Origin of the sequence: Janibacter massiliensis (assembly GCF_900289115.1) — a bacterium.
In the GTDB taxonomy this organism is placed as follows: domain Bacteria; phylum Actinomycetota; class Actinomycetes; order Actinomycetales; family Dermatophilaceae; genus Janibacter_A; species Janibacter_A massiliensis.
On the sequence record NZ_LT985196.1, the window covers coordinates 1,298,372 to 1,321,591 of the forward strand.

The following is a 23,220-nucleotide window of genomic DNA, read 5'->3' on the forward strand; positions in this document are numbered from 1 at the left end:
CTCGTCGATCACCTCGACTGGGGTCGCATCGCCGGGGAGCTCTTGGCCGACCCCCTTGTGCATTCGAACACCCGTTCGATAGCGTTGGGGCATGGCCATCGCGGCGCTGGATCTGCAGGCCCCGGGCGGGGGGATGCCCGGGGCGATCGGTGATGCGCACGCGGCGGTGGACGCTGCCCTGGCCGCGGGGGCCGGTGGGGTGGGGTCGTTGGCCGAGCTGCGCGCGGCGTTGGGTGAGGCGGAGCGGCTGGTGCGGCGGGCGGAGGCGGTGCGGTTGGCGGTGATCCGGGAGATCGACCGGCGCGGGGCGGCCGCGTCGGCCGGGCACACCGACACCGGGTCGTTCGTCGCGATGGTGACGAACACCGACCGGGTCAAGGCCGCGGGTGCGGCGCGGTTGGCGGCGGACCTGGAGGCCAGCGCGACGGGGGAGGCGCTGGCGCGGGGGGAGATCTCCAGCGAGCACGCGCGGGTCATCACCCAGGCGTTGGCGGACCTGCCTGAGACGGTGGAGGCCGGCGGGCAGGCGCGGATCGAGCGGCGGCTGCTGGGATCGGCCCAGCGGCTGGCGCCGCGGGAGCTGCGGCGGGCCTCACGACGGGCGCTGGCCGAGGTCGAGCCGGACCCGGTGGTGGTCGACGCGCACGAGAACGCCCTGCTGCAGGAGCGGGAGCGTCGGGCGTGGGAGAAGTCCCGGTTCTGGCTGCGACGCAACGACGACGGGACCGCCACCGGTGGGTTCACCGTGCCGGTCCTGGCCGGGGAGATCCTCAAGAAGGTCATCGACGCGATGACCACCCCACGACGCGCCACGGGCGAGCCGCACCCGGCAGGGCCAGGAGCGGCGGCTGCGGCGGGGTCTCTCGAGCGGGACGACGCGGCGATGACGGCGGGGTACACCTCGCGGTGGAACGAGGACGGGCTGGCCGGGGTCCGGTGGCAGCAGCGGCGGGGGCAGGCGTTGGCGAGCGTGCTGGAGCGGTTGCCGACCGACCACCTGAACGACAAGATCGCCGCGACGCTGCTGGTCCACGTCGACCTGGAGACGTTGCGGGGTGAGCGGGAGAAGGTCGGGGCCACCGACGTGGCCGAGGACGCGCCCGCGGGCACGCTGCGGCGGTGGGCGGCCGCGGCCGGGATCATCCCGACCGTGCTCGGGGGCGGGTCCCTGCCGCTGGACCTGGGCCGGCAGGCGCGGTGCTTCACCCCGGCGCAGCGGGCGGCGCTGTCGGCGGTGTACCCGGAGTGCGCTGCCGAGGGGTGCGGGCGGCCGTTCGCGTGGTGCGAGATCCACCACCAGAACCCGTGGCAGGACGGTGGGGTCACCGACCTGGCCAACGCGATCCCGCTGTGCGGGCACCACCACCGGATGATCGACCACGCGCCCCACACGATCGAGCCCGCAGACCCACCCGGGCCACGACAGCTGGGACCACCCGCTGGTACTCACCGCCCGCAGCGGTAGGACCGCGCACGCAGGACCGTCCGCTTCCACCACCGCACGTAGCCGGTGCGCGCGCGGTCTACCCCTCCGGCTGGACGCTCAGCGGGCGGTCGTTGCGCAGGTCGTCAAACAGCTGCTTGCTCCCGGCCTCGTCCCACTGGACGGCCGATCCCACGGGGGTGGGGAGGTCGCTGTCGGACGTCGGGACCGTCACCGAGTAGCCGTCACCCTTGGCGACCCGGCGCAGGGCGAGGAAGGTCTGGCCCGTGCCCCACATCGAGTCGTCCTTGCCGATGGTGACGGTCTTCGCCGTCGCATCGCCGACCGACTTCGCCTGCCACGGCAGGAGCATGTTCGTCGGGGTGGCGAGCTTGCCCATGAGCGCGCCGAGGAACTGCCGCTGCCGCGTCGCCCGGCCGAGGTCGCCCTCGGGGTCGGAGTAGCGGGCCCGCACGTAGCCGAGCGCGTCCTTGCCCTTGAGGGTCTGGCACCCCTTCTTGAGGTTGATGTGGGCCTTGGGGTCGTTCATGTCCCGCTTGACGCAGATGTGGACGCCGCCGACCTCGTCGACGATCTTCGCGAAGCCGCCGAAGCCGATCTCGAGGTAGCCGTCGATCCGCAGGCCGGTGCTCTGCTCGACGGTCTTCGCGAGGAGATCGGCCCCGCCGATGCTGTACGCCCCGTTGATCTTGTTCATCCCATGGCCCGGGATGTTGACGTAGCTGTCGCGGGGGATCGACATGAGCGTCGGCTTCCCGTCACCCATGTGCAGGACCATGATCGTGTCCGTGCGGGCCCCGACGTCCCCGCCGGTGCCGTACGTGTTGCGCTGGGCCCGGGAGAGGCCCTTGCGACTGTCGCTGCCGACCATGAGGACGTTGCGGCCACGGCCCTCGGCGACCCGTTCGCCGTGGGGGGTCGCGTCGACCTTGCGGACCTTGTCCCATGCAGAGGCCGCAGCCCACCACATGCCACCGCCCCACAGGAGGGCGAGGCACAGCAGGACGATCCCGGCCGTGCGCAGCGGCCGCCGGGCACGAGGGCGCCGGGTCGGGGGCACCCCGTCGTCGTCGCGGCGGGCCGGAGCCTCGGCGCGCGAGAGAGCGGCCGGGCGCGGCCGGGCGGGGTCGGGGCGCTGAGGCGCGCACGGGCGCGTGGTGCTCGCCTGGATGTCCCCCCGGGTGCGCTCGCGGTCATCGGCCGCGGTCGCCGCCCGCGCCGCCGAGGCCCCTCCGGCAGCCGCCCCTGCCCTCGTGCGGACCCGCTGGGGCGCGGGCCGACCGTCGGGGCGCCGACCCTCGGTCGCCGGACGGCCCCGGCGCTCGGCCGGTGGGGCCGGACGCTCGGGGCGGTCCGTCGAGGTGGCTGCGGCTGGTCGGACGGGGCGCATCGTGCGGGTGCGGTTCGCCTCGTCGACCGGCGGGCGGGGACGCGCGCCCTGCTGCTGACGTGCCTGCTGCTGGCGTGCCTGTTGCTGGCGTGCCTGTTGCTGGCGTGCCTGCGGCGAGGGTTGCTGCTGGGCGGGCCTCTGCTGCGCGGGCTTCTTGGGGGTCGGCGTCGCGGGGCGGCCGAGTCCCGGCGTCTCCTCGTCCGGACGCGGTGTCGCGGCCCGCGGCCGGACGGGCCGGGAGGTCCGCCGCTGGGGGATCGGGCGCGGCCGGTCGTCGGAGGGGGGCATGGGAGCAGGGTAGGGCGCACCGCTGGCCGGGGCCTGGAGGTGGCACGGGCCGCGCGCACGCGTCGGCATACTGGGGCCGTGATCCCGCCGGAGCCCGTCGTCGAGCGCCCCCACGTCACGGTCGTCATGCCGGTCCTCGACGAGGAGCGGCACCTCGCCGACTCGGTCGCCCGGGTGCTGTCCCAGGACTACGACGGCCCGCTCGACCTCGTGCTCGCCCTCGGGCCCTCGACCGACGGCACCGACGAGGTCGCGGCGCGCATCGTCCGTGAGCACCCCGAGGTGCGCACGGTCCCGAACCCGAGCGGCCGGACGCCCGACGGGCTCAACGCAGCCATCGCCGCGAGCGAGGGAGAGATCGTCGCCCGCGTCGACGCGCACGCCGAGATCCCGACCGACTACGTGTCGACCGCCGTGCGCGTCCTGCAGGAGACCGGGGCGGACAACGTCGGCGGGGTCATGGACGCGCAGGGGACCACGCCCTTCGAACGGGCCGTGGCGTGCGCGATGAAGAGCCCCATCGGTGTCGGCAACGCCCGCTTCCACGTCGGTGGCGCCGCCGGGGAGGCCGACACCGTCTACCTGGGGGTGTTCCGGCGCGCGGCGCTGGAGCGGGTCGGGGGCTACGACGCCCACTTCGCCCGGGCGCAGGACTGGGAGATGAACCACCGCATCCGGACGTCCGGAGGGACCGTGTGGTTCACCCCCGAGCTCGTCGTCACCTACCGGCCCCGGTCCAGCCCGACCGCCCTCGCCCGTCAGTACCACGGGTACGGCACGTGGCGGCGGGTCGTCGCGCGCCGTCACCCGGGGACGGCGAACCTGCGCTACCTCGCTCCGCCCGCGATGGTCGTCGGGACCGGCGCGGCCGCACTCCTGGGCACGGTCGTGCCGATCGCCCGGGCCGTCCCGCTCGCGTACGTCGGTGCGGTGACGGTCGGCGGGATCGCCATCAGCCGTGGCGAACGGTGGTCGACGCGGGTGCGGGTCCCGCTCGCGCTCGGCGTCATGCACTGGTCGTGGGGGGTCGGGTTCCTCCGCAGCCCCCGTCGGCTGGCCGACGGGCCAGGCGTGTGAACGGAGGCTGACCGGGAGGTGAGGGATGGTCCGGGTGGGTTTCGAGGGACGCGTGTGACTGCGTACCCTGCTGCGGCCCGGTCCCTCCCGCCGGCCCGCTCCCGAGACAGGGGGCGCCCCCGACAAGGACGTGTCCATGACCCGGACCCTCACCGCCCGCCTGCGCTCCCGCGCCCGTACCCTGCCGCAGCGCGCCTGTGCGGTCGCGGTGGCCGCCGTCTCCGCCGTCGGTGCGCCGGTCGTCCTCACCGCGGGCGGTGGCGAGGCACCCGCGCCGGTGGCGGCCTCGGCGGAGACGATTCCCCTGCGCGGCGTCGACCGCGCCGCGCTCGCCGACGCACCCTCGATCCCCGCCGCGGAGCGGGCCAGCGCCGCCGGGTCCGCGAGCGCCGGCACGCGGTTCGAGCAGGTGGGTGACCGGGATCTGAGCCGCACCGTCGCCGCGACCGATGAGCGGGCGACGGAGCCGTTCCGTGTCGTCGGGGTGAGCTGGCGCGGGCACCGTGACGATCTCGCCGTCTTCGTCCGTACCCGCTCGGAGTCGGGCTGGGGCCGATGGGAGGCCCTGACGACCGATGCCGATCACGGGCCGGACCCGGACTCCGCCGAGGGCGCGCGCGCCCGGGGCGGCACCGACCCGCTCATCGTCGACGAGTCGACGGCCGTCCAGGTGCGCGTCGACGACCTGCCCGGCGGTGGGGTCGGAGCGCCGGCCGGGATGCGGCTCAGCCTCATCGACCCGAAGGACGTGCCGGCGGACGACGACGCCGGTCGGGTCCCCACGGCACCGGCGCTGGGCAGCGCCCAGGCGGCGGCGGCCCGCCCGACCGCCCTCACCCGCGCCCAGTGGGGAGCGGACGAGAGCATCCGCCGGGGCGAGCCGGAGTACGGCACGATCCGCGCCGGCTTCGTCCACCACACCGTCAACTCGAACGGGTACGCCAAGGATGACGTGCCGGCGCTCATCCGTGGGATCTACCGCTTCCACGTCCTCGACCGGGGATGGAACGACATCGGGTACAACTTCCTCGTCGACCGCTTCGGCCGCATCTGGGAGGGACGGTACGGCGGCGTGACCCAGCCCGTCATCGGCGCGCACACCCACGGGTACAACAGCCAGTCGTTCGCCATGGCCTCGATCGGGGACCACACGACCTCGTCGCCGAGCAACGCGACCCTGCTGGCGTACAAGCGGCTCTACGCGTGGAAGCTCGGCCTGCACCATGTCGACCCCGCCGGTCGGGTGGCGATGAGCGACGGCGCGGCGACACGGTGGTTCAGCACGATCTCCGGGCACCGGGATGCGAACCAGACCGGCTGCCCCGGGGCTGCGCTGCAGCGCCGGCTGCCGGAGATCCGCTCGGGCGCCAGGTACCGCCAGAAGGCGATGTTCTGGACGCCCTCGCTCACCGCCAGCCGGTGGACCTACGGCACCCTCGGGCCGCGGCTGAACGCGAAGGTGCAGGGCTACATCCGCTACCGGCTCGAGGCGACCCACCCGTGCGGCGGCCTCGTCCGGTACACGAGCGGGTACGCCTCGGCGGCCAACCCCATCCGCACCGGCTGGACGGGGCGCCTCTTCGACGGCTCCTGGGCCCCGCCCGGGTACTACACCCTCCGGCTCACGGCCGTCGACCGGACCGGGAAGAGTCCCGCGCCAGCGGCCTGGACCCGCAGGGTGTGGGTCCGGTCGACCCCCACGTCCCCCCCGAGCTTCTGCGAGCAGCAATGACCTCCACATTCTTCCGGCGCGTTCTCCGGCGGGTCCTCGCCGCCCTCTGCGTCACGGCAGGTCTCTTGGCGGCCGCCGCGTCCTCCGCGTCCCCGGCCCGCGCCGACGACTGGGTCGTCCGCGGCAGCGGTTTCGGTCACGGCGTCGGGATGAGCCAGTACGGCGCGAAGGCGATGGCCGACGCCGGCCGCACCGCCCCGCAGATCCTCGCGCACTACTACCGCGGGACGACCTACGACAAGGTCGCCGACACCGCGACCATCCGGGTCAACGTGCGCCACCGGGTCAGCTCGACCGCGATCGTCGGCCAGGCCCTCACCGCCGGCGGTGGGACGATCCGGGTGGCCGCCGGCGGTCGCACGCTCTCGGCACCCGCCGGTCGGACCGTCACCGTCGTCCGCTCCGGGTCGGGCGTCGTCGCCCGATGCGGCAGCGGGTGCTCGCGCACGTCGGTCTCCGGCCCCAGCGCGGTCGTCACCTTCACCCACGGGGCAAGCACCGTCTCGACCGACGGCAAGCGGTACGGCGTCGGCTCCCTCGGCATCCTCCCCTCGCCGGGGACGACCGGGCTGCTCGAGGTCGTCGTTCGGGCTCGCATGCACGACGAGTACCTCGACGGCATCAAGGAGATGCCGTGGTCGTGGCCGTCGGCCGCCCTGCAGACCCAGGCCGCCGCGGCCCGGTCCTACGCCCTGCGCAAGGTCGCTGCGGGGGTGCGCCCGTCGTGCGGCTGCCACGTGTTCGACTCCGTCTCCGACCAGGTGTTCGGCACGTACCCCACCGCGACGGAGCGCGCGTACCTGCCGCGCTGGCGGGCCGCCGTGCGCGCGGCCGGGAGCTCGACGACGGGCTACGTGCCGCGCTACGACGGGCGGGTCATCGAGGCCTACTACTCCAGCAGCAACGGCGGCTGGAGCCAGGAGAACGAGGACGTGTGGGGCGGCAGCCCCGTCCCCTACCTGCGCTCGGCATGGGACCCGTGGAGCACCCGGGCGGAGAACCCGCGCCGGTCGTGGCGCACGACGATCCCCCGCCGCAGCCTCGCGAGCGCGTTCGGCCTGCGCGACATCGCCCGGCTCGACCTCTCCCGGCGCACGACCGGGCACGGCGTCGACGTCGCCGTCGCGACCTCCTCGTCGGGCGCGACCGCGTCGATGGACGGCGAGGACCTCCGACGGCGGTTCGGTCTGTCGGGCACCTGGTTGCGCCACCCGGCGGTGCGCACGAGAACGTCCGGTCGCGTCGACGCCTCGCTCGTCCTCGCCCGCCGCACGAGCGTGCGTGCGAGCACCGCGGTCCTCACCGGCAGCGCCGATGCCGACCTCGTCGACGTCCTCGCCGCCCGCCCGTTCGCGAGCGCGGTCGCCGGGCCCCAGCTGATGACCGGGGCGACCCGTCTGCCGTCGGGCACGCTCGCGGAGCTCGACCGCCGCAAGGGCTACCTGCGCACCGTGTACGTCATCGGGAGCACGCGCTCGGTGTCCGACGGTGTCGTCTCCGCGCTCAAGGCCCGTGGCCTCAGGGCCTACCGCGTCGGTGGGACCGACCCGTACGCCCGCACCGCCCGCGTCGCCGAGCTCGTCGACGCCCGGCGGGACGTCCCGTCGGTCGTCGTCGCGACCCGGACGACGCTCGGCGCGTCCGTGCCGTTCTCGCCGGTCGCGACGGTGCGCTACCAGCCGTTCCTCCTCGTGCCGCCGAGCTCGCTGCCGACCCGCACGAGCGCGGCGCTGGGACGCATCGACCCGGCGTCGGCGCACGTCGTCGGATCCTCCTCGCTCGTGACGACGGGGGTGACGGGGCCGCTCCAGCGCCGGGGCATCTACGTCCGGAGGTTCTCCGGTGACCGCTACTCCGTCGGCCGGCAGGTGGCCACGGCCTTCGCCGGCTCCCTCGGCCGCAGCGAGGTCGTCCTCGCACCGGGGAAGGACGACCGGGTCGCCGAGGCCGCGCTTGCCGGGGCGTACCGCCGGCCGCTCGTCCTGACCTCCGGGGCGACCGTGCCGACCCACTCCCTGCGGCTCCTGCAGAGCGATCCGTCGCTCGAGCGCATCCGCGTCTTCGGGGGGACGACCGCGGTGCCCGCCAGCGCCGCCACCCGGGCCGCCGAGAGCTGACCCCGGGTCGTTCCGCTCAGCGCAGCGGGGCCCCGGTGCGCTCGCGGACCTCGTCCGACGTGACCCCGGGCGCGGTCTCGACGAGCTCGAGGCCCGCGGGGGTCACGTCGATGACGGCGAGGTCGGTGATGACCCGCTGGACGACGCCCCGCCCGGTCAGCGGCAGGTCGCACCGCTGGACGATCTTCGGGCTACCGTCCTTGGCGACGTGCTCCATGAGGACGAGCACCCGACGCGCCCCGTGGACGAGGTCCATCGCGCCGCCCATGCCCTTGACCATCTTCCCGGGGATCATCCAGTTGGCGATGTCGCCGTTCTCGGCCACCTGCATCGCCCCGAGGATCGCCGCGTCGACCTTCCCGCCGCGGATCATCGCGAAGCTCGTGGCCGAGTCGAACGTGCTCGCCCCGCGCCGGAGCGTCACCGTCTCCTTGCCCGCGTTGATGAGGTCGGCGTCGACCTCCTCCACGCGCGGGTAGGGGCCGACGCCGAGGAGCCCGTTCTCCGACTGCAGGACGATCTCGACGTCGTCGGGGACGAAGTTCGGGACGAGCGTCGGCAGCCCGATGCCGAGGTTGACGTAGTCCCCGTCGGACAGCTCTGCGGCGGCGCGGGCGGCCATCTGCTCGCGGGTGAGTCCCATGTCACGCCTCCTGGCTCGCGCGGGTCGTCCGGCGCTCGATCGACTTGTCCGCGGCCTGCTCCGGGGTGAGGGGAAGGACCTTCTGCACGAAGATCCCGGGCAGGTGGATCTCGTCGGGGTCGAGCTCGCCCGGCTCGAGCAGCTCCTCGACCTCCGCGACGCACACCCGGCCGGCCATCGCGCACAGCGGGTTGAAGTTGCGCGAGCTCGTCCGGAAGACGAGGTTGCCGTGGCGGTCGCCCTTCCACGCCCGGATCAGCGCGTGGTCGGTCGAGATCGCCTCCTCGAGGACGAACGCGTGATCCTCGGTGCTGGTCCGGCCGTCGGCGGTCAGGCGGGTCACCGGGAAGAGGCGCGTCTCCTTCGGCGGCGAGGCCAGTGCGACCGACCCGTCCGGGGCGTAGCGCCACGGCTGCCCGCCCTCGGCGATCTGGGTGCCGACGCCGGTGCGCGTCCAGAATGCGGCGATCCCGCTGCCCCCGGCCCGCAGCTTCTCCGCGAGGGTCCCCTGGGGGGTGAGCTCCACCTCGAGCTCGCCGGCGAGGTACTGCCGCGCGAACTTCCGGTTCTCGCCGACGTAGCTGCTGACCATGCGCCGGATCCGGCCGGCGCGCAGGAGGACCCCCAGCCCCCGGTCGTCGACGCCGCAGTTGTTCGACACGCACTCGAGGTCGGTGACCCCGCGCTCGAGGAGGGCGTCGATGAGCACGGACGGGATGCCGCAGAGACCGAACCCCCCGACGGCGATGGAGGCGCCGGAGGCGATGCCGGCGACCGCGTCGGCGGGGGAGGGGACGACCTTGTCCATGGCGCGACCGAACCGCCCGGGTGACTGTCGAGGTGACCCGGATCACGATCGACCGCCGGGCAACTACACGGATGTAGTTCGTCGGCTGGGCTTGTAGGGCGGGTGTCACAAGTGGGACAAAAGAGCCCGGTTGTTGCGAGAGGGTGCCAGTGGTTCCTGTGTGACGACTGTGACGTCGGCCGCCGCCGACGCCACTCGCTCGATCCGGTCCCCGCCGGTCTTCCGTCCCAGGAGCGCTCGTGTCCCGTGCTCGTCGTCTCGTCGGCGCCGCCGTCGTCCTGCCCGCCCTGACCGTTCCCGTCGGGACGAGCGTCCACGCCGCCTCCCGCGCGGTGCCGGCCCCGCCGAGCAAGTGGCTGCCGAAGGCCCTCGACGGTCAGCCGACGTACGTCGGCCAGACGACGTGCCAGCCCGACCCGAAGCCGGGCGTCGTCGCCTTCGCGCGCCTCATGGCCGCGCACTACGACAAGTGGAACTACGGCATCAGCCGCAACTGCAACTCCGGGGTGACCGAGCACTCGGAGGGCCGCGCCCTCGACTGGATGCTCAGCGCGTACGACCCGTACGAGCGCGCCGTCGCCGACTCCGTGGTCCAGTGGCTCACCGCACCCGACCGCGAGGGCCACAAGGGCGCGATGGCCCGGCGGTTCGGGGTCATGTACATCATCTGGAACCAGAAGATGTGGCGGGCCTACGACCCGGACCGCGGCTGGGCCCCGTACGTCGGGGATTCCCCCCACACCGACCACATCCACTTCAGCTTCTCGTGGGACGGCGCGCTGAAGAAGACCTCGTGGTGGACGGGACGGCCGGTCAACCCCGACGGTTCGAGCTCGACCGGTCCCGTCGTCCCGCAGCTCCGGGAGTACCCGGTGCTGCGCAAGGGTGACACCGGCAAGGACGTCGCGCTCGTGCAGAAGGCGCTCGGCCTGCCGGCGGACGGCGCGTTCGGTCAGCGGACGTTCTGGCACGTCGCCAACTTCCACCAGAAGCAGGGTCTGCCCGTCACGGGCGTCGTCGACAAGGCGATGTGGCAGCGGCTGGTCGACCTGAACAAGGTCGCCCCGCGCGGCACCATGACGAAGTCGGCGTACGCCTACCGCAAGACCTGGATCAAGATGGGATCGCAGGGCAACGCCGTCAAGGCGCTCCAGGCCAAGCTCGGCGGGCTCACCGGGGACGGCCGGTTCGGTCCCATGACGAAGGCGAAGGTCATCGAGTTCCAGCGCTCGAAGAGGACGACCGCCAACGGCGTCGTCGGTCCGCGGACGTGGGCGCTGCTCCTGGGCCTGCCCGCCCCCCAGGCGCCCCCCCACACCGTCCCCCCCCGGGGGCCCCCACCTCGGGGGCGTGCCGTCCTCGACGCTGGAGGTCAGCGGACGGCGTCGACGAGGACTCCCACGCCGAGCGCCGCGAAGAGGCTCCCCAGGACCGCGTCGACCCCGCGTTCAGCACGCTCGAACGCCCTGACCACCGGGGCCGAACCCGCGGCAACCGCCACGAGCACGAACCACGCNATATTATTTTAATCTTAGAAATATTGTAAATTAGTGAAGGCTGGAGTTTTTTTTTTTTTGCAAGCAGAAGACGGCATAGGAGGTGGGGGTCCGTCTCGTGGGCGGGGAGAGGAGTATAGGAGACAGGGGGTGATCGTCGTGCGGGCCGTGCCGGGCAGGCGCAGGCCAGCGTCGGAGGGGTCGACCACGAGGACGTCCGCGACGTCGGCCAGGACGCTCGCGGCCGCGCGGGCGCGCGGGGTCGGGAGCAACGCGGCGGTCGCTCGTGCCCGGGAGTCGGTGGCGGCGTCCCCCGTGGGGACCGGCTCGTCACCGGAGACCGGCAGGACGGCCACGACGCGGGCCGAGGTCCCCCGCAGCGCGTCGCGGATCCCGGGCAGGCCGAGGACGAGCCCCGTCGACAGGAGCAGGTCGTCCCCGGGGAGGACGACGAGGTCGGCGGTGCGGACGGCATCGAGGACCCCGGGGGCCGGGGTCGCGCGGTCGAGACCGGCGCTCGTGACGCGGACGAGGTCGGGCCCGCCGCCGTCGGGGACCCAGCCACGGACCTGGTGGGCCACCGGCTCGTCCGGGTCGAGGACGACGTGGGTCTCGACGGGGTCGTCCGTCAGGGGCAGGACGGTCACCTCCTGAGGGACCTGGGCCGCCCGGCACGCGTCGGCCGTCGCGTCGGACAGGGTGCGTCCCGTGCCGAGCAGGTGCGAGCGGTGGACCGCGGCGGCGAGCTGGGCGTCGTCGCGCGGGAGCGGGGTGACGCCCGACAGCCGTGCCAGCTCGTCGACGGCCGCGGTGCTTGTTCCGGCGGCGGTCCCGGCGGCGCTCTCCTTCTCCGTCGCCAGTGCCCGGACGAGCGCGTCGACGTCGGGGCAGACCCGCAGGCCGTGGTCGGTCGCGTCGGCGAGCGTCGAGGCGAGGACCGTGAGACGGCTCCCGGAGGGGGCCTGGCTCAGGAGGGCGGGCGCGAGGGCGTGGCCGGCCGGGCCGGCGGCGATGACGGTGATCTGCACCGGCCCATCCTCCCCGACGTGTCATCGACCCCGTCCCCGGCGTGTCGGGGACGACACGCCGGGGATCGAGGCCCAATACCGCTCATCGGCTTGACGAGCCACGGATGACACGCGTGTAATTCCATGCGTGTCCTCCTCGTCACACCGTGGCGCCGGGGGAACAGGTCGGGTGGCCATCCGGGTCAGTCGGTGTTCCGGGTCGAGTGTTCTTCAGGTCGGAGGGGCCATGCACGAACTCCAGCTGGTGGCGATGGGCCATGCCGAGGCCGAGATGGCGTGGCAGGAGCGGGGGCTGTGCGCGCAGACGGACCCCGAGGCCTTCTTCCCCGAGAAGGGCGGCTCCACGCGCGAGGCGAAGAAGGTGTGCGTCGGCTGCGAGGTCCGGCAGGAGTGCCTCGAGTACGCCCTGTCGAACGACGAGCGCTTCGGGATCTGGGGCGGGTTGTCCGAGCGCGAGCGCCGCAAGCTCAAGAAGCGCGCGGTCTGATCGCCTCCTCCGTCCCCCGTCGGGAGTCCGGCTCCGTGACCACCGACACCACCCCCGCCGTCAGCTCCGCTCCGGCGCGTCGGCGACGGCGCCCCGCCCGTACCCGCGTGACGGCGATCCTCGCCGACGTCGACGACCTCGGTCGGCCCGCCTCCACGGAGGACCTGCTGGCGCTCGTCGCCGCCGTGACGGGTCAGGACCGCACCCCCGACCACCTCGTGCTCCTGCGGACCCGACCCGCCGGCGGCGAGATCGACCCCCGGGTCGCCGACGCCCTCACGGGACCCGACCGGGACGCCACGACGGTCACGGTCGTCGACGCCCCCGGCGAGACGCTCCGCTCCGCGGTGCGGGCGACCGTCGAGCGGCACGTGCCACCCGCCCCGGCCGACGGTCGGTCCCTCGTCTGGCTCCTCGACCACGGGTGCACCCCCGAGCCGGACGCCCTCGGGCGGCTGGAGCAGGCGCTGCGGATGTCCTCGGGCGTCGCCGCCGCCGGACCCAAGCTCGTCGCGCAGGGGCGCACCGACCGGTTCGTGGGCTTCGGGACCGGGTCGTCCGCGGCGGGTCGGCTCGTGCCGACCCCGGCGCCGGGCGAGCTCGACCAGGGCCAGTACGACGACGGCTCCGACGTCCTCGCCCTCGCCGCGCCGGGCCTTCTCGTCGACACCGCCGCCCTGGTCACCGTCGGCGGGTACGACCGGCGCCTGCCACCCGTCGCCGCCGACCTCGACCTCGGGTGGAGCGCCCAGGAGCGGGCCCTACGCCTCGTGCGCGTCCCGGGCGCGCGGATCGCCGTCCCCGCGGCTCTGGGCCGGACCGGCGCTCGCGACGACGCAGCCTGCCGGGCCGTCGCCCTCAGCCACGCGCCCCTCGGACGACGTCTCGCCGGTGCGCTCGGCGGCCTCGTGTCCGGCGTGGGCCTCGCGCTCGCCCTGCTCCTGGGCCGGCGGCCCCGGCGCGCCGGCCGCGAGCTCGCCATCGCCCTCGCCGGCCTCCGGCCCCGGGCGCTGCGCCCCCCGCTGGCTCGCCGGGTCGGCGGCCGTCCAACGACGGACGTCCGTCCCCTCCTCGTCCCCGCCCGGGTCGTCCGCAGCCGATACGTCGACGAGACCGTCGATGCCCCGCCCCCGGACGCCGAGGACGCACCTCGCAGCCGGTTCGGGATCCCCATCGCCCATCCCCTCCCGTGGGTCCTCGTGACGGTCGCGGTCGCGAGCATCGTGCGGTGGCGCGCGGTACCCGGCTCCCTCGTCCGGCTCGTGGGTGACGGACCCATGGGGGGCGAGCTCGGCACCCCGCCCGACACGCCGGGCGGGCTCGTGCAGCAGTGGTGGACGGGCTGGACCGGCGCCGGCTGGGGCGGTCCCGCCGAGCCCAGCCCTGCCGTCCTGCCGCTGGCCGTCCTCGCGAAGGCCGTCGACGCCGTGCCGAAGGGGTCGGCCGCCGACTCGCCCGTGGCGTCCGCCATCGCGCTCCTGCTCCTCCTCGCGCCGCTGGCCGCGGCCCTCACGGCCTACGCGGCCTCCCGGCTCCTCACGCCGGTCCGGTGGCCGAGGGCGCTCGCGGCGCTCGCCTGGGCGCTCGGTCCGGTCGGGTGGACGGCCACGACGACCGGTCGGCTCGGGCCCGCCGTCGCGCTCGTGCTCCTGCCCACCGTCCTGGCCGACCTGGCCGCGCTCGGCGGCCGCCGGTCGAGCACGTCCCGAGCGAGCCGCGCGGGGATCCTCGGCGCTCTCCTGGCGGCGCTCGTCCCCGCTCTGGGGGTCCTCGTCCTGCTCGGCGCGGTCGTCCTCGTCGTCGTCGCCCGTGGCCGCGGGCGCCTCCGGGCCGTCCTCGTCGCGGTCCTCACCGCCGGGCTCCTCGGCCCGTGGGTCGTCCGGTTCGTCACCGACCCGGCGCGCCTGCTGGCCGGCTGGGGCGCGGTGACCGACCCCGGCGCCACCGACCCCCTCGAGCCGCTGCGCGCCGGCGGGCCGTCCTGGACGGCCGGGCTCGCGCTCTGCGTCCTCGCACTCCTGGCGTTCGGCGGTCTCGCGACGAGCCGTCGGCCGGGCCCTCTCGGTGCGGCCACCGCCCTCGTCGCGCTGGGCACCGCCGCCGCGCTCGTCGCACCCCGGATCCTGCTCGCGGGCCCCGAGCCGGTCCGTCCCTGGTCGGGCACCGGCTGGCTCGTCGCGACGGCGGGCGCACTCGCCCTCGGCCTCCTCGCCGCGGACGAGGCGCTCCGCCCTCCGGAGCTCATGGTGGGTCGTGCCCCGGCCCGCACGACGCGGACCGCGGCTCTCGTCGCCGCCGGGGTGCCCGTCGCCGCGCTCGTCGGCTGGGGAGCTGCGCTGCGGGCCGAGCCGGTCCTCGCGCCGCGGGTCGATCCCCGGCCACGCGTCAGCCTCGAGCAGGGCATCGCCGGACCGCGGCTGCGCCACCTCGTCCTCGACGTCGAGGGCGAGCACGCGACCGCGCGGGTCCTCGGGGCGGACGGCGACGAGCCGGCCCGCACGCTGCGGCGGGAGCTGCCGGGGGGGCGTGACCCGCTGTCGGTGACGCCGGTCGCCGAGGACCTCCTCGGCGGGGAGGTCGCGAGCGTGCCACCGGCCACGCGGCTCGGGCGCGCCGGGATCGGCTTCGTCTCCGTCCCCGCCGACGTCCCGCCGGCCCTCGTCACGAGGCTCGACGGGTCCCCGGGGCTGCTGCGCACCGGCTCGGTCGGGGGGTACCTCACGTGGCGGGTGACCGGGGTCGCGCGCGACGGCGGAGTCCTCACCGGCGGGCCGGCGAGGGTTCGGCTCGAGGACGCCCGGCGGACGTCGGACGTCGCCGTCGACCGCACGGGCGCTGCGGACGTGATGCTCGAGGTGCCGCAGGGGGCCCGGCTCGTCGTCGCCGAGCGCCCCGCCTGGTCCGCGCGCGCCGAGGTCCGCATCGACGACCGGCCCGTGGCCGCGCAGGCCGGGACGGCGCAGCCGACCTATCCGGTCCCGCCGGGGCGTCACCGGATCGTCATCGACCCCCGGTCCAGCGCGCCGTGGTGGAAGGTCGCCCAGGGTGGCCTGCTGCTGCTCGCGCTCTATCTCCTCGTCCCCGTCGCGCGCCAGAGGGCCGACGATGTCTGACCCCCGCAGCCGCGCCGAGGGCGCCACCGCCCCCGCCCGCCGACCGTGGCACCGCGGGGCGCTCGTCGCGCTCGCCGGCGCCGCCGCCGTCGGGCTCGCCGCGGCCGGTGCGCTGCACGCACCTGCGGTGACGGTCTCCGGTCCGTCGGTGGCGACGACCCCCCGGGCCGGGGACGACGGTTCGCTCGGGACGACCGAGCTGGCCTGCCCGGGCGCGCCGTTCCTCGGCACGCCCGGCGTCCCCGACCTGCCCTCCGAGGGTCGACTCGTGACCGCGACGCCGCCCAGGGCGGACCTGGCCGCCCTCGACGTCCCGGTCCCGCCGACCGGGCGGCTCGTCACCGGCGTCGTCGGGCTGCGGGGGACGAACCGCTCCGACGCGGCCCGCAGCGTCGACGGCACCGGCCGCCCGGCCGCCGTCGTGGGCACCGGCGCCGCTGCCGTCGGCCCGGTGGCGGGCACGGTGACGGTCGTCGACCGGCCGCGCGCCCGGGGTCTGCTCAGCTCGGGCTGCGGCGCGCCGTCGGCCGACGCCTGGCTCATCGGTGGTGGCGACGCACCCGGTCGGCAGGAACGGCTCCTGCTGACCAACCTCGGGGCCAACCCGTCGACCGTCGAGGTCGAGGCGCTGCGGACGGCCGGGGTCGACGGGGCCACCTCGCGCACGGTCACCGTCCCGGGCCGCAGCCGCCGCGGACTGTTCGTCGACGGCGCGTTCGGCGCGGACGCCGTCCCGGTGCTCCACGTCCGGGCCTCCGGCGGGCTGGTGCGCGCGACCCTCGTCGAGAGCTGGCGCGACGGGACCCGGCCCGCCGGGGCCGAGGCGATCGCCCCCACGGCGGCGCCGGCGACGACCCAGGTCATCGCCGCGGTCCCCGCCGGCCGCCGGACCGTGCGCATCGGCAACCCCGGAGCGAGCGACGCGGTCGTTCGCCTCCGCACCGCCGACGCGCGGGGGGAGCACCCCGTGGCGGGCGGGGTCGTCACCGTCCCGGCCGGCTCGAGCGCCGAGGAGGAGCTCCCGGTCGCGACCGCCCCCGGCTCCGTCGTCGTCCGTTCCGACCGGCCCGTCGTCGCGGCCGTCGCCACGATCCCCGCCGGTGCCGGCGAGGCGAGCGACCTCGCGTGGTCCGTCGCGAGCGACCCCGTCGGGCGGCTCGGCGGGACGGCGGTCCCCGCGCCGGTCGGCGGCCGCCGGGCGATCGTCGTCCACGCCTCGGGGTCCGCAGCGCGGGTCCGGGTGACCTCGGTCGTCGGCGGCCGGTCCGTCGTGCGGACCGTCGACGTCGTGGCCGACGGAACGCGGATCGTCGGTGTCCCCGACGGAGCGGGGAGCACCTGGGTACGGCCGGTCACCGAGGGTGCGGACGTCCGCGCCGGTCTCCTCGCCGCGCGGGGCCGGGGGATCGCGGAGCTGCGCGCCGCGTCGACGGTCCCGTCGGTGCGGCTGCGCCGAGGCGCCGTGCAGGTCACGCCCGCCGGCTGACGCAGGGCGGGGTCAGGCCCGCGGGTCGAGGTCCGACGGGGCGACCCCCAGGAGCGCGGCCACCTGGTCGACGACGACGGCGTGGACGAGCATCGGCAGCTCGGCCGGGTCCTGGGCCCGCAGCTCGACGGGCCGGCGGTACACGACGACGCGCGCCGGACGCTGCCCGCGCGGTGCGAACGCCCGCGCGAGGACGACCTCACCCTCCCAGCCGGCGTGCGCCGGAACCTCCTCGACGGCGAACTCGGTGTTCGCCCACCGCCCGACGAGGTGCGGTCCGAGCCGGGAGGCGCTGTCGAGGACGAGCTCGTCGAAGGCCGCGGCCCGGCTCGTCATCGCCGGCACCGGGGGCCACGCGAGCGGTCCGCGCCGCCCGCGGCCGCGGCGGTCCCGGCGGCGCGGAGCTGTCGGCTGGGGCACCGGGTCATCGTACGGGCGCGTCGTCCCGCGCTCGGCCGGAGCGTGCCGTAGCCTCTCCCCTCGTGAGTGCCCCGGACCTGTCGCGCCAGTGCTCGAAGACCGGGTGCACGAAGCCCTCCACCTCGACGCTCACGTACGTCTACGCCGACTCGACGATGGTGATCGGACCGCTGGCGACGTTCGCCGAGCCGCACTCCTACGACCTGTGCGCCGACCACGCCGCCCGGATGACCGCCCCCCGCGGGTGGGACGTGCTTCGGCTCGCCGACGACCAGCACCCGCCGGCCGACCACGACGACCTCGTCGCCCTCGCCGACGTCGTCCGCCGCGCACGGACCGGCGAGCCGGAGCCGGGAGCGCCGGTCGCCGCCGCCACGCCCCCCGGCACGTACCCCGTCGTCGGGGAGCACCTGCCCGGCGGCATGCGCGAGTCCGGACGGCGCGGGCACCTGCGCGTCCTCTCCCACCGCGACCCCCGCTGAGCGGTGTCACGGGCGGCCGCGCCCTCCTAGGATGACCGCGTGCGAACCGACCTGAGCGCCTTCGTCAAGGCCTACGACGTCCGCGGTACCGTCCCCGACCAGATCGACGCCCGTGTCGTGCGCGCGCTCGGCGCCGCGTTCGCCGACGTCGTCGCCCGCCCCGAGGGGGCTCCGGCCGTCGTCATCGGGCACGACATGCGCCCGAGCTCGCCGGAGCTGGCCACCGCCCTCGCCGAGGGCGTCCGCGACCGTGGGGTCGACGCCGTCCTCATCGGTCTGTGCAGCACCGACGGCCTCTACCACGCCAGCGGCGTGCTCGGCCTGCCCGGAGCGATGTTCACCGCCTCCCACAACCCCGCGCAGTACAACGGCATCAAGTTCTGCCGCGCCGGCGCGGCCCCGGTCGGCCAGGACACCGGCCTGTCCGCGGTCCGCGACCTCGCCCAGCAGTGGCTCGACGCCGACGAGGTGCCGGTCGAGGAGCGCCGCGGCGAGGTCAGCGAGCGGGACACGCTCGCCGACTACGGCGCCTTCCTCCGGGGACTGGTCGACCTCTCCGGCTCGCGGCCGCTGAAGGTCGTCGTCGACGCGGGCAACGGCATGGGCGGGCACACCGTCCCGGCGGTCCTCGGCGAGGCGGCCGGCCTGCCCGCGCTGCCGCTCGAGGTGGTCCCGCTGTACTTCGAGCTCGACGGCACGTTCCCCAACCACGAGGCCAACCCCCTCGACCCGAAGAACATCGTCGACCTCCAGGCCGCCGTCCGGGAGCACGACGCCGACCTCGGGCTCGCCTTCGACGGGGACGCCGACCGCTGCTTCGTCGTCCACGAGCGCGGCGAGGCGGTCGGGGCCTCGGCCATCACGGCGCTCATCGCGCAGCGCGAGATCGCCAAGGAGGTCGCCAGGGGTGTCGACCCGGCGGCGGTGACGACCGTCCACAACGTCATCACCTCGAGCGTCGTCCCCGAGGTCGTCGCGGAGCAGGGCGCCCGGGCCGTCCGCACCCGCGTCGGCCACTCGTTCGTCAAGGCCGTCATGGCCGAGCACGAGGCCGTCTTCGGTGGCGAGCACTCGGCCCACTACTACTTCCGCGACTTCTTCTTCGCCGACACCGGGATGCTGGCGGCGATGCACGTCCTGGCCGCCCTCGGCGAGTCCTCTGGTCCGCTCAGCGCGCTCATGGCCCCCTACGAGCGGTACGCCGCCTCGGGGGAGATCAACTCCACGGTCGAGGACGTCCCGGGCGCCACCGCCCGGGCGGCGGCCTGGGCGCGGGAGCAGGGCGCGCAGATCGACGAGATGGACGGCCTCACCGCCCTGCACGAGGAGGCGCCCCGCTGGTGGTTCAACCTCCGGCCGAGCAACACCGAGCCCCTGCTGCGGCTCAACGTCGAGGCCGCCGACGAGGCGACGATGGAGCGGGTGCGGGACGCCGTGCTCGCGCTGGTGAGAGGATCTGCGGCATGACCCCCACGGACCCGGCACCGATCCCCGGCTGGCTGCGCGAGATCCTCCGTTGCCCGGCCTGCGGGTCGACCCTTCGTGACGAGGCAGGCCCGGAGCACCCCGAGCTCGTGTGCACCGCGACGGACTGCGCCCGCGCCTACCGCGTCGAGGACGGGATCCCGGTCCTGCTCGTCGACGAGGCCCGCCGGCCCGCCTGAGACCGTGCGCCCGTTCGACGAGGACCGGATCCGGGACCTCCAGATCCTCTCGACCCTCGACCGGTCCGACCTGCTCGGCGGCCTCTCCGGCGCGGCCGACCAGGTGCGCCGCGGCATCCGGATCGGCCAGGACGCCGACCTCGCGGCGATCCAGCGTGACGAGGCAGTCCGGTCCGTCCTCGTCGAGGCCAGCGGGGGAGCCCGGCTCGCTGGCGACGCCCTCGCTCGGCTCGCGGGGGACATCTCGCCCCGTGTCGTCGACCGGGTGGGGATGCCAGGGCTGCCCGGCTGGTTCGGGAGCGAGGACCTTCTCGGCGTCGTCACCCACCGCGGCGCCAGCCCGTACCAGGCCGAGCTCGTGCGCGAGGCGGGGAAGCGGGGTGCCCGGGTCCTCACCGTCGGCGACCCGACGAGCGAACCGGCCGCGGCCTGCGCCGAGGCCGGGGGAGTCCACCTGACGGTCCCGGCCCTGCACTCCTCCGCGCGCGCGAGCGTGTGGGGCCTGCTCGCGCCGACCGCGATCGCCCTGGCCCGCATCGGCGGGCCCGAGGTGACCGCCGCCGACCTCGAGGACGTCGCCACGCGGTTGGAGGCGGTGTGGTCGGTCTGCGCCCCCGGCGTCGCGCTCGAGGCCAACCCCGCCAAGCAGCTCGCCGGGCGCCTCGAGGGGAGCGCGCCCGTCATCGTCGGGGGGTCGCCGACGATGCAGGTCGTCGCCGACCGGCTCCGGCAGATGCTCGCTCGGACCGCCCGCATCCCGTCGATGACGGCCACCCTGCCCGATGCGGCGCAGGATGTCCTGGCCTGCCTGGCGGGACCCCTGAGCATGCCGATGCCGACCCTCACCGACGACCCGTTCGCGGCGACCTTCGCGGAGGACGGGGACCGCCAGCACGGGCGCCTCGGTCTCGTCATCCTCCGCGACGACCCCGGGATCGACTCCGAGGCGGCGCGCGACCGCTCGCGACTCGCCGACCAGCTCGCCGACGAGGCCGAGCAGCGCGGCGTCGAGGTCATCACCGTGCGGGCCGAGGCCGGCCACCCCCTCGTCCGGATCGCCGGGGTCGTCCACACCCTCGACCTCGCGGCCGCCTACCTCGCCCTCGCGCACGCCATGGATCCGCTCGCCCCCGAGCTCATCGTCGATCTGGCCCGCCGATGACGACGGCGACGCACCACGACCTGCTCGTCCTCGGCTCGGGGTCGGGGAACTCCCTGGTCACCCCCGAGATGGCCGGGTGGTCCGTCGGGATCGTCGAGGAGGGCATCTTCGGCGGCACCTGCCTCAACGTCGGGTGCATCCCCACGAAGATGTTCGTGCTCCCGGCCGACCGGGTCGCCGAGGCGCACGAGGCCGCGCGGATCGACGTCACCGTCGAGGGGGCCCGGGCCGACTGGGCGGCCGCGCGCGACCGCATCTTCGGGCGGATCGACCCCATCAGCGAGGCCGGGGCCGCCTACCGCCGGGACGGGGAGGGCACGACCCTGCACCAGGGGCGGGGGCGCTTCGTCGGCCCGCGCGAGGTGGAGGTGACCGCGGCCGACGGGTCGACGACCCGCGTGACCGCCGACCGGGTCGTCATCGCGACCGGGTCGCGGCCGTGGGTGCCCGAGCCGTTCGCCCGGGCGCTCGCCGACGGTCTGCCGGTGCACACGTCCGACACGGTCATGCGGATCGGTGCCGCGCCCCGTCGCGCCCTCGTCGTCGGCGGCGGCTACATCGCGACCGAGATGGCGCACGTGCTCTCCGGCTTCGGCGCCTCGATCACCCTCGTCGTCCGCGGGCCCCAGCTGCTGCGGGATCTCGACCCGAGCATCGGGATCCCGTTCGACGCGATCGCCACCGACCGCTGGGACGTCCGGCACGGCACGACCGTCGACTCGCTCGAACGCATCGCGGGGTCCGACGCGGTGCGGGCGCACCTGTCGGACGGCACGACCGTCGAGATCGACCTCGTCCTCGTCGCGACCGGCCGGGTGCCCAACAGCGACGACCTGGGCCTCGAGCGCGCGGGGGTCGACACCCACCCCGACGGACGGATCGTCGTCGACGCGCACGGTCGGACCGGTACGGACGGGGTGTGGTCCCTCGGGGACGTCAGCTCGCCCTTCCAGCTCAAGCACGTCGCGAACGCCGAGGCGCGGGTGGTCGCCCACAACCTCGTCCACCCCGACGACCTGCGCAGCTTCCCGCACGACGTCGTCCCGGCGGCCGTCTTCGGTCACCCCCAGATCGCGACCGTCGGGGACACGGTCGCCCAGGCCCGGGAGCGCATCCTCGCCGACGGGGGAGGCGTCGACGACGTCCTCGCCCACACCCAGGCGTTCGGCTCGACGGCGTACGGCTGGGCGCTGGAGGACACCGAGTCGTTGTGTACCGTCGTCGCCGACCGTCGCTCCGGGCTCCTGCTCGGTGCGCACCTCATGGGACCTCAGGCCTCGACGCTGATCCAGCCGCTCGTCCAGGCCATGTCGTTCGGGCTCCGGGCGGCGGACGTCGCCCGGGGACAGTACTGGATCCACCCCGCACTCACGGAGGTCGTCGAGAACGCCCTCCTCGGACTGGAGGACTGATGGCCGGCGGACTCGCTGCCCTGCTCGACGACATCGCGGCGATGGCGCGCCTGGCCGCGGCATCCATCGACGACGTCGGTGCCGCCGCCGGACGGGCGAGCATGAAGGCGACGGGCGTCGTCGTCGACGACACGGCCGTCACACCGCGCTACATCACCGGCATCGAGCCGAAGGACGAGCTGCCGATCATCAAGCGCATCGCGATCGGGTCGCTGCGCAACAAGGTGATCTTCATCCTCCCGGTGATCCTCCTGCTCTCGCAGTTCCTCCCGTGGCTGCTCGCGCCGCTGCTCATCGTCGGCGGGACCTACCTGTGCTTCGAGGGCGCCGAGAAGCTGTGGGAGGCGGTGTCGGGGCACCACCCGGACGTTCCCGCCGTCGCCGCGGACGAGGTCGGGGTCGACCCCGAGAAGAAGAAGGACGAGGTCGTCTCCGGTGCGGTGCGCACCGACTTCATCCTCTCCTCGGAGATCATGGTCATCGCGCTCAAGGAGGTCGAGAAGGAGTCGCTCGTCTCCCGGGCCGCCATCCTTCTCGTCGTCGCGCTCCTCATCACCGCGCTCGTCTACGGCGTCGTCGCGCTCATCGTCAAGATGGACGACGTCGGCCTGCACATGAGCCGCCGGGAGTCCGGCGCCTCGCGGGCGATCGGGCGCGGACTCGTCGCGGGGATGCCGAAGCTGCTCGCCGCGCTCTCGACCATCGGCATCGTCGCGATGCTCTGGGTCGGCGGCCACATCGTCCTCACGCAGCTCGACGAGCTCGGCGTCCACGGTCCCTACGGGGTCGTCCACCACCTCGAGGAGCAGGTCCACCACGCGGTCCACGGCCCGCTCGGCGGGGTGCTCGCCTGGCTGACGAACACCGCCCTCTCCGCGCTCGTCGGGGTCGTCCTCGGGGCGATCGTCGTCACGGTCGTCCACCTCGTGAAGAAGGCCCGCGGCGGCGGTCACGAGGCGCCTGCCCACTGA

The 23,220-nt window shown here is 75.0% G+C and carries 19 protein-coding genes; 14 read left to right on the forward strand and 5 right to left on the reverse strand.

The window, feature by feature from the left end; all coding sequences use genetic code 11:
- Positions 1 to 91: 91 nt before the first annotated feature.
- On the forward strand, positions 92 to 1,465 hold the full coding sequence (locus DAA34_RS06315) for an HNH endonuclease signature motif containing protein (protein WP_106818089.1): 1,374 nt from the start codon (positions 92 to 94) through the stop codon (positions 1,463 to 1,465).
- Positions 1,466 to 1,523: 58 nt separating this feature from the next.
- Here the strand turns inward: DAA34_RS06315 and DAA34_RS12460 are convergent, their stop codons facing one another.
- Positions 1,524 to 3,122, reverse strand: coding sequence for an LCP family protein (locus DAA34_RS12460; RefSeq protein WP_234354140.1), 1,599 nt, complete (start codon positions 3,120 to 3,122; stop codon positions 1,524 to 1,526).
- Positions 3,123 to 3,200: 78 nt separating this feature from the next.
- On the opposite strand from DAA34_RS12460, the gene DAA34_RS06325 reads away from it, so the two are divergent.
- From DAA34_RS06325 to DAA34_RS06335, 3 genes are all read left to right on the forward strand, one after another.
- Positions 3,201 to 4,199, forward strand: coding sequence for a glycosyltransferase family 2 protein (locus DAA34_RS06325; RefSeq protein WP_267894607.1), 999 nt, complete (start codon positions 3,201 to 3,203; stop codon positions 4,197 to 4,199).
- Between the two features lie 136 nt (positions 4,200 to 4,335).
- Complete coding sequence (locus DAA34_RS06330) at positions 4,336 to 5,931, forward strand: peptidoglycan recognition protein family protein (RefSeq protein ID WP_106818090.1); 1,596 nt, start codon at positions 4,336 to 4,338, stop codon at positions 5,929 to 5,931.
- Entirely contained in the window at positions 5,928 to 8,048 is a 2,121-nt protein-coding gene (locus DAA34_RS06335; protein WP_106818091.1) for a cell wall-binding repeat-containing protein, read from the forward strand. Before DAA34_RS06330 ends, DAA34_RS06335 begins: the two co-directional genes overlap by 4 nt.
- 16 nt (positions 8,049 to 8,064) lie before the next feature.
- Here the strand turns inward: DAA34_RS06335 and DAA34_RS06340 are convergent, their stop codons facing one another.
- Both DAA34_RS06340 and DAA34_RS06345 read right to left on the reverse strand, forming a co-directional pair.
- The gene (locus DAA34_RS06340; protein WP_106818092.1) at positions 8,065 to 8,691 is read right to left on the reverse strand and encodes a CoA transferase subunit B; all 627 of its coding nucleotides are present in this window, start codon (positions 8,689 to 8,691) and stop codon (positions 8,065 to 8,067) included.
- Position 8,692: 1 nt separating this feature from the next.
- Entirely contained in the window at positions 8,693 to 9,499 is an 807-nt protein-coding gene (locus tag DAA34_RS06345; protein WP_106818093.1) for a CoA transferase subunit A, read from the reverse strand.
- Positions 9,500 to 10,179: 680 nt separating this feature from the next.
- Between DAA34_RS06345 and DAA34_RS06350 the strand changes: the two genes are divergently transcribed.
- Positions 10,180 to 11,028, forward strand: a complete 849-nt coding sequence (locus DAA34_RS06350; protein ID WP_456077581.1) for a peptidoglycan-binding protein — start codon at positions 10,180 to 10,182, stop codon at positions 11,026 to 11,028.
- A gap of 2 nt (positions 11,029 to 11,030) precedes the next feature.
- Here the strand turns inward: DAA34_RS06350 and DAA34_RS06355 are convergent, their stop codons facing one another.
- The gene (locus DAA34_RS06355) at positions 11,031 to 12,023 is read right to left on the reverse strand and encodes a 2-phospho-L-lactate transferase CofD family protein (protein ID WP_106818095.1); all 993 of its coding nucleotides are present in this window, start codon (positions 12,021 to 12,023) and stop codon (positions 11,031 to 11,033) included.
- A gap of 226 nt (positions 12,024 to 12,249) precedes the next feature.
- On the opposite strand from DAA34_RS06355, the gene DAA34_RS06360 reads away from it, so the two are divergent.
- Genes DAA34_RS06360 through DAA34_RS06370 form a run of 3 tightly spaced genes read left to right on the forward strand, consistent with a single transcriptional unit; the run spans position 12,250 to position 17,109 of the window.
- Entirely contained in the window at positions 12,250 to 12,510 is a 261-nt protein-coding gene (locus tag DAA34_RS06360) for a WhiB family transcriptional regulator (protein WP_106818096.1), read from the forward strand.
- A 35-nt stretch (positions 12,511 to 12,545) separates the two neighbouring features.
- The gene (locus DAA34_RS06365; RefSeq protein WP_158707647.1) at positions 12,546 to 15,623 is read left to right on the forward strand and encodes a glycosyltransferase family 2 protein; all 3,078 of its coding nucleotides are present in this window, start codon (positions 12,546 to 12,548) and stop codon (positions 15,621 to 15,623) included.
- Positions 15,616 to 17,109: a DUF5719 family protein gene (locus DAA34_RS06370; RefSeq protein ID WP_106818098.1), complete on the forward strand. Its 1,494-nt coding sequence runs from the start codon at positions 15,616 to 15,618 to the stop codon at positions 17,107 to 17,109. Before DAA34_RS06365 ends, DAA34_RS06370 begins: the two co-directional genes overlap by 8 nt.
- A 12-nt stretch (positions 17,110 to 17,121) precedes the next feature.
- On the opposite strand, the gene DAA34_RS06375 is transcribed toward DAA34_RS06370, so the two are convergent.
- A complete protein-coding gene (locus DAA34_RS06375; RefSeq protein ID WP_234354141.1) occupies positions 17,122 to 17,529 on the reverse strand; it encodes a metallopeptidase family protein in 408 nt (135 codons plus the stop codon).
- A gap of 62 nt (positions 17,530 to 17,591) precedes the next feature.
- Here DAA34_RS06375 and DAA34_RS06380 point away from each other — a divergent pair, with 62 nt between their 5' ends.
- Genes DAA34_RS06380 through DAA34_RS06405 form a run of 6 tightly spaced genes read left to right on the forward strand, consistent with a single transcriptional unit; the run spans position 17,592 to position 23,220 of the window.
- Positions 17,592 to 18,011, forward strand: a complete 420-nt coding sequence (locus DAA34_RS06380) for a DUF3499 domain-containing protein (RefSeq protein WP_199847433.1) — start codon at positions 17,592 to 17,594, stop codon at positions 18,009 to 18,011.
- Positions 18,012 to 18,050: 39 nt separating this feature from the next.
- Entirely contained in the window at positions 18,051 to 19,478 is a 1,428-nt protein-coding gene (locus DAA34_RS06385) for a phosphomannomutase/phosphoglucomutase (protein ID WP_106818099.1), read from the forward strand.
- The gene (locus DAA34_RS06390; protein WP_106818100.1) at positions 19,475 to 19,675 is read left to right on the forward strand and encodes a Trm112 family protein; all 201 of its coding nucleotides are present in this window, start codon (positions 19,475 to 19,477) and stop codon (positions 19,673 to 19,675) included. Before DAA34_RS06385 ends, DAA34_RS06390 begins: the two co-directional genes overlap by 4 nt.
- 4 nt (positions 19,676 to 19,679) lie before the next feature.
- Complete coding sequence (locus DAA34_RS06395; RefSeq protein WP_106818101.1) at positions 19,680 to 20,837, forward strand: SIS domain-containing protein; 1,158 nt, start codon at positions 19,680 to 19,682, stop codon at positions 20,835 to 20,837.
- A complete protein-coding gene (locus DAA34_RS06400) occupies positions 20,834 to 22,249 on the forward strand; it encodes a mycothione reductase (RefSeq protein ID WP_106818102.1) in 1,416 nt (471 codons plus the stop codon). The genes DAA34_RS06395 and DAA34_RS06400 overlap by 4 nt, the downstream gene beginning before the upstream one ends.
- Entirely contained in the window at positions 22,249 to 23,220 is a 972-nt protein-coding gene (locus DAA34_RS06405) for a DUF808 domain-containing protein (RefSeq protein WP_106818103.1), read from the forward strand. The genes DAA34_RS06400 and DAA34_RS06405 overlap by 1 nt, the downstream gene beginning before the upstream one ends.

Bases quoted from the DNA above. Each gene is read 5' to 3' on its own strand.
- DAA34_RS06315 (WP_106818089.1), top strand. From the start codon at position 92: ATGGCCATCGCGGCGCTGGATCTGCAGGCCCCGGGCGGGGGGATGCCC.
- DAA34_RS12460 (WP_234354140.1), bottom strand. From the start codon at position 3,122: ATGCCCCCCTCCGACGACCGGCCGCGCCCGATCCCCCAGCGGCGGACC.
- DAA34_RS06330 (WP_106818090.1), top strand. From the start codon at position 4,336: ATGACCCGGACCCTCACCGCCCGCCTGCGCTCCCGCGCCCGTACCCTG.
- DAA34_RS06335 (WP_106818091.1), top strand. From the start codon at position 5,928: ATGACCTCCACATTCTTCCGGCGCGTTCTCCGGCGGGTCCTCGCCGCC.
- DAA34_RS06340 (WP_106818092.1), bottom strand. From the start codon at position 8,691: ATGGGACTCACCCGCGAGCAGATGGCCGCCCGCGCCGCCGCAGAGCTG.
- DAA34_RS06345 (WP_106818093.1), bottom strand. From the start codon at position 9,499: ATGGACAAGGTCGTCCCCTCCCCCGCCGACGCGGTCGCCGGCATCGCC.
- DAA34_RS06360 (WP_106818096.1), top strand. From the start codon at position 12,250: ATGCACGAACTCCAGCTGGTGGCGATGGGCCATGCCGAGGCCGAGATG.
- DAA34_RS06370 (WP_106818098.1), top strand. From the start codon at position 15,616: ATGTCTGACCCCCGCAGCCGCGCCGAGGGCGCCACCGCCCCCGCCCGC.
- DAA34_RS06390 (WP_106818100.1), top strand. From the start codon at position 19,475: ATGACCCCCACGGACCCGGCACCGATCCCCGGCTGGCTGCGCGAGATC.
- DAA34_RS06400 (WP_106818102.1), top strand. From the start codon at position 20,834: ATGACGACGGCGACGCACCACGACCTGCTCGTCCTCGGCTCGGGGTCG.
- DAA34_RS06405 (WP_106818103.1), top strand. From the start codon at position 22,249: ATGGCCGGCGGACTCGCTGCCCTGCTCGACGACATCGCGGCGATGGCG.